Genomic DNA, 13,598 nt, shown 5'->3' on the forward strand with positions numbered 1-13,598 from the left:
GTGGGGGATTTTGATTCCGATAAGAGGATGCCCATGAGCAACTCAAGAGAAATTACAAAAAAAGTCTGTGCGTCATGTAAAGAGATAAAACCCATTGTAGAGTTTTATAAAGATGCACGGCGTAAAGATGGTTATTACAAAAGGTGTAAAAAATGCCATGCCAAGTCGGTGAAAAATTGGCAGACGCAAAACGCCATTCGATTCAGAGAAATAAATATGAATTGGAAACATACACATAAAAAACAGCGCAATGAACAAAACAAAAAGTGGGCAAAGGAACACCCAGAGAAAAGACGAAAAACTGATACCGCATGGCGTAATAAAAATCCGGAGTATGGGAAAAATTGGCGAAAGAACAATAAAGAAAAAATTAAGCACTATGCACAGAATCGCCGAGCCCGCATCTTAGGTAACGGAGGTGAACTTACCGTAGAAGAATGGGATGCCATTCTGGATTTCTACGGTCACAAGTGTCTATGCTGTGGCAGGAATGATGTCAAATTGACAATAGACCATGTCATTCCGATTTTCCTAGGAGGAAAACACTCTGCCGACAACATCCAACCGCTCTGCGGTCCCTGTAACTCCCGAAAGAAAGATAAACATATCGATTACCGAAAGGAAAAGTATCATGCGCCCTCCAGCAATTGAAAAACTGGGATGGTATCCGACTGCAATACCTGTCGCTGAATTACTCAAAACCCATTTCAAGCCTGCCGACTCTGGCAGGCTTCTTGATCCTTGTGCCGGCGAAGGCACGGCTGCATCGATCCTGGCGAAAGCCTTGAACTGCCAGAGTTGGGGTGCGGAACTTTCGCCCGCGCGTGCCGCACTCGCTGCTGAGAATATGGACCGCCTGTTCAATACGCCCTGGGGTTCTTGTCATCTGACCAGTGAGTCGATCACGCTGTTGTTTCTCAACCCGCCGTATAGCCATGATCGTTTGGGTGATCAAAAGCGATTGGAGTTGGAGTTCCTGAAATCCACCACGCCCAAACTGGTTCGTGGTGGTGTTTTGATCTATATCGTCCCGCATCCGCTATTGCGCGATCTGGATGTGGCATCCCACTTGGCTGGGTATTACGAGAATATCCGCATCTACCGCTATCCCGAAACCGGATTCAATCAAGTTATCGTGCTGGCGACCAAGCGGGTGAAATACAAGATTCCTTCCCATGAAGAAGTCCATCAGGTGCAGGCATGGGCAGATACCGAACCACCCATGTTGGTGGAAGCGGAAGAACCGTCGTATGAACTGCTTCCTGCATCTGACAAAGGATCGGGAGGACAACCCGTCCGTTTCTCCCGCCTCGATTGGCAGCCGGAAGAGATCGTGGATGCGACACAAAAACGTGGATTGCATTCATCGAAGGAATGGCTGGACTTGCTCAATCCATCGCGCGGCTTGGGTGAGTTGAAGCAACCGGTCATGCCCTTAAAGAAGGGGCATATCGCAATGTTGATGGCATCCGGCATGATGGGAACGCTGCGCCTGACCGATGAGGACGGCAAACCGATGCTGGTCAAGGGGCGGGTTGTGAAGATCACGGAGAAGGTCGATGAGACCACGGACAAGAAAGGCAATCTGACTTCCGAGGTCTTTCGTGATCGCTTTGTCTCCACCGTTGCCATCCTGCGCCAAAGCGGGATCGAGATCATCGATACGGTGGAACCGCTCTCCAAGTTCATGCACAGGTACGGGGATCAGATCGGGGCACACATTCTGTCCACGTATCGCCCTCTGTATAACTTCGATCCGACTTTTGAAGAGACCGCGATCCTGGATATGTTGGGAGTAAAGCGAAAACCATTACCCGGACAGGAAAAACCGGGATTGTTGCCAACACAACGTCATATCGCAGCTGGCGTTGCCAGGGCGATAAAGAAACATGGCGTTGGAAACGTCCAGGGCGAAATGGGAGCCGGAAAATCTATTACTGGCGCAGCGATCATGGAGCTGTTGAATGCCTATCCCGCTATTGTGCTCTGCCCGCCACACCTCGTGCCCAAATGGATCAGAGAAATCGAAGAGACCATTCCAGGCGCAAGAGCAATGGAACTGAAGCGGATTGGTCGCAATGCAGATGATCCCGGCGATGTAAATGATGTGAGCAGATTCCTGAATCTTTATAAAGCAGGTGAACTGGGGCAAAGGGCAGTTGCGGTCATTGCCCATACATCCGCAAAATATGGCGCTGGTTGGGAACATGCCGTGGTGCGTAAAAGGTTTGTGGATGATGAAGATGGACGGGTATTTGAAGCCCTGACATGCCCAACATGCGGTTCGCCAATTCAGATCAATCTGCCGGGTGGTTTTACCAAGTTGGCAACCAGCCTTGATGACCTTGGTGACAAACGCCGATTTTGTGAGGCTGAGATCAGCGGATATGAACTCGATGATAAAGGCAGACTTGTACAAGATGAAAACAGGAAGCCGGTTTGGGGAAAACGGATTTGTGGCACGCCGTTATTCCAATTCACCGGTCGCCGGTGGGCAATCGCCGAATACATTGCGAAACAAGCCAGAGGCGCATTCAAACTGTTGATCGCGGATGAGTGTCACGAACTTGCAGCGAAAGCTTCAGATCGCGGTATCGCTTTTCATCAATTGGTTGCCTCAACCAAATACACCCTGACCTTGACCGGAACCTTCTTTGGAGGTCGAAGCACATCGATCTTCTGGCTGCTCCATCGTTTGAATGCCAGTGTGCGAAAAGACTTTGCCTTCAACGATGAAAAACGCTGGGCAAGATTGTATGGCGTGTTGGAGATGACCCGCAAAAGTAAACGCGCCACAGAGGATGGTGATGAGGATGGTTTCACTGGCAATCGCCGTTACCAGAACCAAGCTAAAGAGCAACCTGGTATTTCACCTGCCATTGTCAATCGCCTGCTCGATACGACTGTATTCCTTTCCCTGAAAGATCTGGGTCTTGCTCTGCCTCATTATGCAGAAGAAGTAGTGACACTCACAATGACGGATGAGCAGGGTGGGCAGTATCGTTCGATGGCAAAGAAATTGCGTGACCTGGCGATCAAGAACAGACGCTATCTTTCCACCTGGTTGCAATGGACTCTGGCACGACCAAATTCCGCCTTCCGGGATGAAGTGGTGGAGGTGGATGAAGTTAATCAGAAAGGAGAAGTAATTCGACGAAAGGAATTGATGGAACTGCCGGCTGTGGTCGATGACGAAACCATGCCCAAAGAGTCCTGGCTGGTGGATTTCTGCCGTGCTGAACGCCAGCAGGGACGCAAGGTGTTGATCTACCTGCGCCAGACCGGAACGCGGGACATTCAAGATCGTATCCTGAAAATCCTACGGGATGGCGGGGTACGCGCCGAGGTTCTATCAAGCGGCGTCAATCCACGAAAACGTGAGGAATGGATTGCGAGGCGTGTCATCGGACTGGATGCTCTGGTGGTGAATCCCAAACTGGTGGCAACCGGGTTGGATCTGATCGCCTTCTCGTCAGTTGTGTTTCTTGAGATCGAATACTCACTGTATGTGCTTTGGCAAAGCCTTAGGCGGGTTTGGCGCTTGGGGCAGACGAAACCGGTCAAGGCAATCTTCTCGGTCTACAACGACACAATGGAGTCGCGTGCCCTGGCGCTCATCGGTGCGAAAATGAAAGCTGCCCAGTTGTTGTATGGTGATAATGTGGGTGGCGCCATTGTTCCTGAGGAGGAAGGAGACATCCTGATGAAATTGGCGCGTGAAGCGCTGGATTCGGCTGATCTACCCGACCTACAATCCTTGTTTGCGGATGAAGTGGTTGTCTCGAATTCTCCAATGGGTTGCCCGACAGCTCCAAGTGCGCCGTTACCTGTTCCTGAAACGCCTAAGACGGTTTCCTGGTCTGACTGGATGACACAAAGAGGTGTAGCGGGGAGGGCAGCAGGGAGACACCGTTCCAAACAGGCAACGCAAAATCAAGTATCGCTTTTCTAAACGACAGCAGTCCGGGTGTGTAGCCCGGACTGCGCTATCCTGTAATGGAGGTTATGATGGAAAAACAACCAAGATGCAAAAAATGTGGTCGGCGGTTGAAATCTCCCCTGAGTATTGCAATCGGCATGGGTCCCAAGTGTGCGGGGATTACGCCCGCCTCTGGGAGAAGTGTTCGTGTCCATAGCAAACCAAGTTCTCGCGTGGCTTATTCTGATAAGTCGCTAATCCAGGTGCAAGCACCTCTTTTCACAGGTGAATTGCCAAAGAAGCGGCTTAGTAGGAGAGAGTTGTTCCGCAGACGCAGGGAGGAACGCCGACGATTGTTTGAGACCCGATTGCCCTTCCAATGTGGTTTGGTGTTGCCAGCGAGAAAGCCGCTGGTGTACATCCCTTTGGAAGATGGCTCATGGCGGGAAGACTACAGCGGAAGAGTGATCTCGCATGAAAGGCTACAACAATACTTGGTAAGGTTCAGGTTTATATAGACAACATGCCCCTGATTGGTTGAAAATCAGGGGCTTTTTTGTTTTAAGCTGTTTCTTCTGAGATAGAAGTTGCTAATTGATGCACTAATGAAAGTGGCGTAACGGGGGTGCAGTATCTATTTGATCTCGGCTGGCAACTCAATTGGAGAAATTCTAGAATCTTTTACCAATCTCTTCCTGATATCACTTGTTGGCGCTATCAAATTTACTACCCTACTTTCAATTGTAATTGCTTTGACGTTGATATCGCTATATCTATTTAATCTATCCTTCCAGGTGCTAATGTGATCTTTGACCTCTTTTTTCATCGAGTCATATAACTCAATTGTGTTGTCGATGATACTCTCAATACTGTTTTTAAAGGCAGGGCTGTGGATGTAATCAAGAACCGCTCGCGTTGCTTCATCACGCTGTTTGTTGCTCAATTTCAATTTGGATATAGTAATAAGTTGCTCTCGCAAAATGGCAATAATTGTCATTGCGCCGGCGGGGTGAATGATGATGACGCCTTTGGTAACAGAAAATCCGAAATCGTTTTTTGAACGCTTTGCGTTCGTAACAAGGATGGCATAGTCTGCGCTCCTGGTTTGTTTTGCGGCAAGCGTTTGCTGAATATGACTGTTGCTAAAATTGGAGACCCTTTTTAATTCATAGACGATTATCCCAACTTCCTTGCCGTTGTCTTTTATGTAATGAACAATATCTCCGCCTTTCCCTGTATGTTCAAAACGGTCAAGTGGGAATTTATCCTGTAAGGCCGCGAGCATATCTTTTTCATTCGCAAAGCCAAGTTCAGACGGAGTTTTGTTCTTACGGAGTTGTTCCTGGAGCTGCTGAATTTTCGTCTCTCGCTTTCGGATTTCCTCCACGTTCTTATTCTGCAGAGCACCAAACTGTCTGTTGAGCTGATCGTACTTATTCGCTTGAACTTTCTTTTCCCGCTCAAATCGGTCTTTATCTTTTTGGAGTGCCTGATTAGATTTTTCGATTTTCTGCGCGGCTTGTTTCTCGAACTTTCTTTGCAAATCGTTCATTAAATGCTTTTGCTTTACCTTTTCCAAATTAAGCAGACGATTTGTTTCTGCTGCAAGCCTGTTCTTGAAGGTCTTTTCAAGGGTGGACTTTTCTTTTTTCAGTTTCTCTTGTTCTTTTTTGGCAGATTTTTGGACCGCCTTGATTTTCAAATCCAGGCTGGCTTTGAATTTGGCATCCATGCTTGCGGTTAGTTTTTTCTTATCCTCTTCGAATTTTTTAATCAGGCTTTGTTCCCGCTTTTTTAGATCCCTTTCTTTGTTTTTGATCGCTAGAAGTCTTTTTTCTTTTTCATCCCATATACCTGTAATCTTTTCAAATATAGATTTGGAGACTTCTTGTTTGCAAAGCGGGCAAATGTATGATTCCATGATTATTTCTCCTTGCTGTCCTAAATAGGTCTAAACAGATTTTGTTGTCAAATAAATATTTTTCATGGGTATCTATGTTGTTGCTAAACTGGCTATTCAGTAAATTCTTTGATCTTCTTGAAAGCAAATCTAATAGCCGTAACAACTGCTCCAATTAGAAAAAACAACCCTGTAAGCCAAAGCCATAAATAGATCCTCACTTCATCAGGTAGACCCCAAGATACTTTTATAGAAATTAATTGAATGACGAAATCAATTAGCTGCTCCATATTTGCTCCACAAAAGAATTACATTCGGTTTAGCGCACAAAACTGTTCAATATTCCCATTCTGCATGTGCCAGTGGCATTCGATTAAGTTCATCTCGGTATTGTTTCCAATTGGGCATGAACTTATTCATCAATGACAAAAACTGATCATTATGAAATCTTTCCAATAGATGCACCAATTCATGGACAACAATATATTCCACACATCGCTCAGATTTTTTAGCCAACTCCAGGTTGATCAGGATGCGTCTATTCTCGATGTTGCATGAACCCCACTTTGTTTTCATCTTTTTTATGACCCAATCGTTTGCACGGACGTCGATTTTCTTCTCCCATTTTGTAATAAGAGATGAGAGTACTTGGCGAAGATGCTCTCGATACCAGGCAGAGAATACCCTTTCTCTTTGAGCATGTGTATTGTTGGGGCGAATAAATAGATCGATCTTTTTTTTGTTTCGGATTTTGACATAAGGTGTGCCCTTATGTTCAATGACATTTAATAAATAGCGATTTCCTTGAAAATAGTGACTTTCTCCGCTCACATACTCTCGGATCGACTCGCGTTCCTGTTCTACAAACTTTACTTGTTGACGTTTGATCCAGCCGAGTTTGGAAATAACAGCAAGACGTACGGCTTCGTCGTTGACGCGCATGGGTGCAGCCACACGTATTCTCCCGTTTGGTGGGTAGACCGCCAGGTGCAGGTTTTTGATATTTTTGCGGACCACATAAACGGTTAGCCCGTTCACTTCAATTTGGTGCATATCTAATATTCTCTTTGGTTTTTGACCAGTTCAAATATTTGGTCCAGTTCGGCTTCATCTTTCAGGGTTGTATATTTTTCAATAGTTTCCCTGATAAGCCTTTTGACCGTGCGCTCCTTTGCGAGATGACCTCGCCATTCATCAGGACGATTGGCAATGATCTCTTGATCGAGCGTGTTGGCAAGATCTTCGTTCCTGCCTAAATTATCGAATAGTGCGCGCTGTGCAGATGTTCGTAGTGACTTGGGATAGGTGATGCCGCCACTGGCTGGGTTGACCACCTGTTTCGTCAGATCGACTAATTTTTGCAAGTACAACTCGTATTCATGCGCCTGAGCCTTACGTTCCTGGATCAAGGTATCCAGCAATTCGGACATACGTTCGTAATATCTTGGATTGATGGGCTGTTCATCAATAATGACGCGCCGCAAGTTGTTCTCAATGGTCTCTGCCATTGCAGTGGGATTACCTGCAATGCCTTTTGGAATATCATGGATGGCATCCGTTCCGCGTTCGACGATCAACTGAATCAGAGTCATGTCATCGAATGCAGATATCTTTCGACTTTCCTCGGCGCGAATATAAGTGTCGATCAAATGGCGCATGGATGGTTCATACATTTTTAAGTCAATCGCGTCGCCGCTCGAAAGCTTGATCTCGGTGCGGACTTTTTCGTAGTAATCCACTTCCTGCTTGATCTTCTCGATTTCCTGTCCGCCGTATCCTGCTTCGCTCATTTCGTTGGCAATATTGGCGTATGCGCGAATGAGCGAGACTGTGAGTTTGTACAATGCGATACGCTTCGACTCATTGTCTTTGAGTTGATCTTTGTTGGAAGTGTCCTGGGCGCAAAAGTAGTGTTGGTAGGCAAGGGTATCTTTGGGCGGAGCAACAGGCTCGCACAAAGCCTTGATTGCTTCACGGGCTTCTTCAAGCCGTTCCCTGGCTTTCTCCAATCGATTGGTGAGCAGACCCGACACATCTTCTTCATCGAAGGCATCGAATGCTCCTGATGTGTAGTCTGTGACTGCGCCTTCGAGACTCATGAACAGGTCTTTATAGTCAATGATGTAGCCGTATTCCTTGTCATCACCATCCAGGCGGTTGACGCGGCAGATCGCCTGGAACAAACCATGATCGTGCATTTGTTTGTCAATATATAGATACGTTGCTGGAGGTGCGTCAAATCCTGTCAGCAATTTATCCACCACGATCAGAAGTTTCATCTGACCAGGCTCTTCAATGAATTTCTTTTTGACTTCCTTCTCGAAGGTCTCTACATCCTTCCCGTTCAACATCTTGTTGTAGATTTCATGCTGACGGAGTTTTTCGGTGTAACCCTCGCCGGTTTCTTCGCCTTTGATATCCGCAGGGTTTGGTTTATAGGATGTGACAATGGCGCATTTATCGAAACCATGTGCGAGAAATAATTCGTAGAATTTGCAGGCTTGATAAATACTGCCTGAAACAAGCAAGGCATTCCCACGTCCGCTTTGGAGGCGGTCTCGGGTTTCAAAATCCAGCAAAATATCTGCAACGATCTTCTCCAGCCTGTCTTTTGAACTGAGGACCTTTTTCATTGTGCCCCAGCGTTGTTTTAGTTGAGCGAGTGCGATATCGTTCAAGCCTTTGGTCTTGGAGTCAAACCAAAGGTCGATCTTGTCTTGTGATGTGATGTTTTGGTCAATATCGCGGGCTTCATAGCGCAGGTCAAGAACCACGCCATCCCTGACTGCTTCATCATATTTGTAGGTGTGAATATAACTACCGAAAATCTCGATACTTTTTTGTTTATCCGCTTTGAGCAGGGGAGTGCCAGTGAAGCCGATGAACATGGCATTCGGCAAAATGGATTTCATGGCTTTGTGCAAGTCACCCGATTGTGTGCGGTGACATTCATCCACGAAGACGAAAATATCACCTTTGGCTTTGAAGTTTTTCGGCAGGTTGTTTTTCAGATCATCTATGTATTCTGAAACGTTTCCCTCTTCTTGACCAGGAAACTTGTGAATGAGAGAGCCAATCAGCCAGTATTTTGCCTGGTTGAGTTTGCCCACCAGGTCGGCGCCGCTTTTCGTGCGGCGGATATCCTCCTCCACGCCTTTGAACACACCTTCGATTTGTTGATCGAGTTCGATGCGGTCAGTGATGACTAGGACGCGTGAGTTCTTGATATTTTCATGAATCCATTTGGCAAGCCAAACCATTGTGAGGCTTTTCCCGCTTCCCTGCGTATGCCAGATGACGCCACCTTCCCGTTTTCGGATGCGTTCTTGAGCAGCTTTGACGCCAAAGTACTGATTGTGACGGCAAAGCTTTTTCGTACCCGCATCATAGACGATGAAGTTGTGGATGAGTTCAAGAAGCCGATTCTTTTCACAGAGTTGAAGCAGGGCGCGATCGAGTGGGTCTTCGATTTCGCTTTCTTCTTTCCAGGTCAGGTAATATTTTTCAGGAGTCCCGATGGGAGCATAACGCAAACCCTGGGTGTCATTGCCCGCCATGACGAATTGAACTGTGGTGAAAAAGCGCTCAATGAATTCCTTCTTCTGATTATCCAGATTTTGACGGATACCTTCACTGACCGATACGACAGAACGCTTTAGTTCCAGCACCCCAAGCGCAATGCCGTTGATGTAGAGGACGATGTCGGGACGTTTGGTAAGATGCCCACTGACTGTGACTTCCTCGGCGATGGCAAAATGATTATTTTCTGGATGTTCCCAATCAATCAACATAACCGTCTTTGAATTTTCCCCCGCTTCTTCCTTGACCTTTACACCGTACCGCAGCAAGCCGTACACTTCCTTGTTGATATCGTACAGGCTTTTGGTTTGATCGCCCGCCACTTTGTTGAGTTCATACAGGGCTTTATTCACCAGCGTTTCACTGACGCGTTTCTTTTTCCAGAACGCACGCAGATAGTGTTCTTCGATGTTATGGTTTTCACGGTCTTTTTCCCAATTGCCGAGATAATCATATTTCAAGTGATCTTGAAAGAGCCTGACAACTCGATTTTGGGTGAGGCGTTCTTTTTGCCCGATTGTGCTCATACCATCCTCGTTTTACCGGTCAATAATTCCTGCATCATACCCTGTTTGAGCAGGGATGTTTTCTCGCGACGGGCTTCAAGGGTGACAATTTCGGCGTCCATATCATTCAGGATTTCAGCGATGGCTGTTTGTTCGGAGTGAGATGGGAGCATTAAGGATATTGAAACCAAGGTATTGCGCGTGATACCAGCAATTGATGTTCCTTGATTAAGATTTTTCAATTTGCTGGAATTGTAATCAAAATACCAAAACAAAAATTCGGGTGAGGCATACTCTTTTTTGATATAAACACCAGTTAAGTCTTGACTTATGGCTACATCGAAGGGTGTTATGGCAATCTTGCCAACGCCTGTTCTAGTAACAATCAATAAATGACCTTTTTCTACAATATTAGTTGCACTATTTTTGACTGCCTCTTCGGTTATGAATCTTCTTATATTAACGACTTTTTGGTCTATGACATCTGCGCCTGTAATCCAGGGTATAGATCCATTCCAATATTCTTCCCTTTGTGTCGATGGTGTTCCACCATTGAGAAACTTATAGCCTATTTCTCCCAATGTCTTTACTTTCCACTTCCCACCATATCTAGGAAGGCGTTTTTTGCCTGTGAGAAGTTCTTGCATAATGCCTTGTTTGACGAGCCTCTTTTTGGCTATGAGGGCGTCTAGCGAATTGAGCAGGGCGTCCATGTCACTGAGGGCGGCAGCGATGGCGTCCTGTTCGGATTTAGTTGGCGGAAGGGGAATGGGATAGGTCTTTAGCTTCTGACCGTTAATATTTGCTTGCCCAACCGCAACACTAAGAACCTTACTGCTGTATTTCTTTGAAAACTCAGCATTGAGAATGTAATTAAGAAATTGGGGGTTCAACAATGATTTGTCGGTATTAATTCGTATGAGATACCCTGCAAATATTGCTGGGCGCTCGCCATTGTAGATCGAGGTTTTGCCTACCAAATCGATGGTGTTGGTTCGATTGAAAAGAACGTCTCCAGAATGCAATTGGTATTTGCTTATTTCACGCTCGTTGCTAGTATAGACCAAGTCTGTCCAGTCTATTTTTCCGCTCTGTAAATTTCCCATCCTAAGAACTGGTATTTGACCTTGCGTATCGGACTTGGTAGATGATCCATATTCAACTGATGAGACCAACTGACCAAGCGGTTTCACATCCCAATCTTTTGGCACTGCACCTACTTCAGTTTGCTTGTATCCTTTTTTTACTTCCATGTGAACCCCATCTTTTTCAGGTGAGCGTTCACCTTGCCCGATAGAGTCACAACATCGTCAGCGAGTTCGGGCAGGGGAGCGGTGTAGCGTTCTGCTAGTTCCTTGATGCGGTTCGCCAATTGGAAGGCAATATTTTTTATTTGCGAATCCATATCGGTGGCAAGAGTTGTCAGCCATTTATCATCAATTACCAGAGTCTTGATTTCTTCAACACTTAATTTAGAGTATTGGGCAGCCACCGTTTCGTCCAATTTCTTTTGGGCTTCCTTCCCCTTTTTGTTCAACTCGCCTTCTTTTTCAAGCAATGCAAAATATTCTTCGAGCGCCTTGCGTTCGTCTGCGGCGTCGGTGTCGGCATTGATTTCCTTCAGGCGTTTGGTTACTGCGTTTTTGCTGATCTTGCCTTTCTCATCAACAACTTCATAAAGCAAACCTTCCTCGCCGCCATGTTCTTCCTTAAGGGTGTCCATTTGCTGTGCAAGTGATTCGATTTCGGCAGAAAGATCGTCAATTTGTTTCTGCTCTTTCGCAAAATATCGGGTAACAATCAGGCTAGGCGGAATCAAATCAGCTTTGTATTTGAGTTTGCCGATGGTAAGGTCTGGTTTCTCTTTGATCTTCTTGTTTTCATCTTCGATGATCAACCTGAGTTTGCAGGCTTCTTTCCAGCCATCGGATGAAATCATGTACACATCATCCTGCATGGTTTCAGTCCAATACGACATCAGGTGTTGATAAATATCGTAGGGGTCAATCAAACGCGAAACGGAGAAAGTGCCAAGCATGTCTTCGCTTAGAGCTTCGATCAAGGCTTTGGGGTGAGAACCAACTTGCAGCGCAGTAAGAAGCGGCTGATTCTTCTTCATCCAGCGATTGAAGCGAGCCGTTATCACCTTGGTAAAATCCACAAATTCAGGGTGCGAGAAAATTGTCTGCCTGATGTTGACGACATCCACTTTGATCTCGCTATATCCTTTGCGTTTGCCGTTGCCAAATAATTTTCCGCGCAGGGTTTTGAAGACATCCCAATATGCCGAAAGGTTTTCGATATCGCGTTCTGGAATACCGCCGAGCAAATGCGCGGCAATATCCTGCACATCCTCTTCCTCGGTGTTGTCAATGTAGCGCGGGATGTTCAGGTTGTAATTGTTTTTAGGATCGCTGATCTCCGAGATTGGAACCATGCGGGAATACTTGGGGGTTTCAAGTTGGCGGGTGAAGACATCCACAATGCGATGAATATCCTGATGGCGAAGTCTATTCTTGTTCCCGTCTTTAACAAAGCCTTTGCTTGCGTTGATCATGAAGATGCCTTTTCTACCCGCGGCATTTTCCTTGTCTAGCACGATGATGCACGCTGGGATACCCGTGCCATAGAACAGGTTGGCAGGCAAGCCGATAATTGCTTTGATGTATCCCCTGCGAATAATGTTCTTACGAATTTCGCCTTCGGTACCGCCTCTAAACAAAACGCCATGTGGCAGGATAACCGCGCCTTTGCCTGTGCTTTTCAGCGAACGGAGGATGTGCAACAAAAAGGCATAGTCGCCATTCTTCTTGGGCGGCATACCGTCTTCAAAACGTTTGTATAAATCTTCGGCTGGATTAAATCCATTGCTCCATGATTTGGTGGAGAAGGGGAAATTAGCCACAACGAAATCAAAAGTCTTTAGACTACCATCTCCATTCTTGAAGTGCGGAAGGGAGAGAACATTATCCTTCCAGATGGTGGCGGTGGGACTGTCATGCAGAATCATGTTCATCTTGGCAAGCGCGGAAGTGGCGTTATCCATTTCCTGCCCATAGATGGTGACTTTATTCTGAGCCTCATCGGCGGCTTTGAGAAGCAACGAGCCACTCCCACATGTGGGATCATATAGTGTTGTACTTTTGTTATTCGATTTGCTGATGCCGATGATCTTCGCCATGACAATTGAAACTTCTGAAGGAGTGTAGAATTGTCCCTTGCTCTTGCCCGATTCTGTTGCAAAGTGCCGCATGAGGTACTCATACGCATCCCCCAGCAGATCATCGCCTTCGGCGCGGTTTCTGGAAAAATCAAGCGCAGGGTTTTCAAAGATGGCGACAAGATTGGAAAGCCGTTCCTGCATTTCCTTGCCCTTACCAAGTTTGTCTTCATCGTTGAAGTCAGTCAGGTCAATCACGCCCTTCAAGTCATTGGCTTCGGCGAGTTTTGAGATGATCTTGTTCATCCTATCGCCAATGTCTTTTTTACCTTTCAGCGCGGTCATGTCGGCAAAACTGCCGCCCTTTGGAACGACGATCTCTGAGTCCTTTTGTCCCGCGTACTTATCAGAGACATATTTGACAAACAGCAAGACAAGCACATAATCCTTGTACTGCGAAGCGTCCATGCCGCCGCGCAGTTCATCGCAGGATTTCCAGATGGAAGAGTAGAGTTCAGATTTTTTGAGGGGCAT

General features: G+C 46.3%; 7 protein-coding genes. 2 read left to right on the plus strand and 5 right to left on the minus strand.

Annotated features, from left to right (window positions below):
* Window positions 1–33 precede the first annotated feature (33 nt).
* A complete protein-coding gene (locus tag HS100_16730; protein MBE7435563.1) occupies window positions 34–651 on the plus strand; it encodes an HNH endonuclease in 618 nt (205 codons plus the stop codon).
* A complete protein-coding gene (locus HS100_16735; protein MBE7435564.1) occupies window positions 632–3,952 on the plus strand; it encodes a hypothetical protein in 3,321 nt (1,106 codons plus the stop codon). The genes HS100_16730 and HS100_16735 overlap by 20 nt, the downstream gene beginning before the upstream one ends.
* 601 nt (window positions 3,953–4,553) lie before the next feature.
* Here HS100_16735 and HS100_16740 read toward each other — a convergent pair.
* The 5 genes from HS100_16740 to HS100_16760 form a co-directional block, all read right to left on the minus strand.
* The gene (locus tag HS100_16740; GenBank protein ID MBE7435565.1) at window positions 4,554–5,840 is read right to left on the minus strand and encodes a hypothetical protein; all 1,287 of its coding nucleotides are present in this window, start codon (window positions 5,838–5,840) and stop codon (window positions 4,554–4,556) included.
* A gap of 315 nt (window positions 5,841–6,155) precedes the next feature.
* A complete protein-coding gene (locus HS100_16745; GenBank protein ID MBE7435566.1) occupies window positions 6,156–6,872 on the minus strand; it encodes a M48 family metallopeptidase in 717 nt (238 codons plus the stop codon).
* A 2-nt stretch (window positions 6,873–6,874) separates the two neighbouring features.
* Window positions 6,875–9,925: a type I restriction endonuclease subunit R gene (locus HS100_16750; protein MBE7435567.1), complete on the minus strand. Its 3,051-nt coding sequence runs from the start codon at window positions 9,923–9,925 to the stop codon at window positions 6,875–6,877.
* Complete coding sequence (locus HS100_16755; GenBank protein ID MBE7435568.1) at window positions 9,922–11,157, minus strand: restriction endonuclease subunit S; 1,236 nt, start codon at window positions 11,155–11,157, stop codon at window positions 9,922–9,924. The genes HS100_16750 and HS100_16755 overlap by 4 nt, the downstream gene beginning before the upstream one ends.
* Window positions 11,148–13,598, minus strand: a complete 2,451-nt coding sequence (locus HS100_16760) for an N-6 DNA methylase (protein MBE7435569.1) — start codon at window positions 13,596–13,598, stop codon at window positions 11,148–11,150. Before HS100_16760 ends, HS100_16755 begins: the two co-directional genes overlap by 10 nt.

This window comes from Anaerolineales bacterium, from assembly GCA_015075725.1.
Classification (GTDB): Bacteria; Chloroflexota; Anaerolineae; order Anaerolineales; family Villigracilaceae; genus Villigracilis.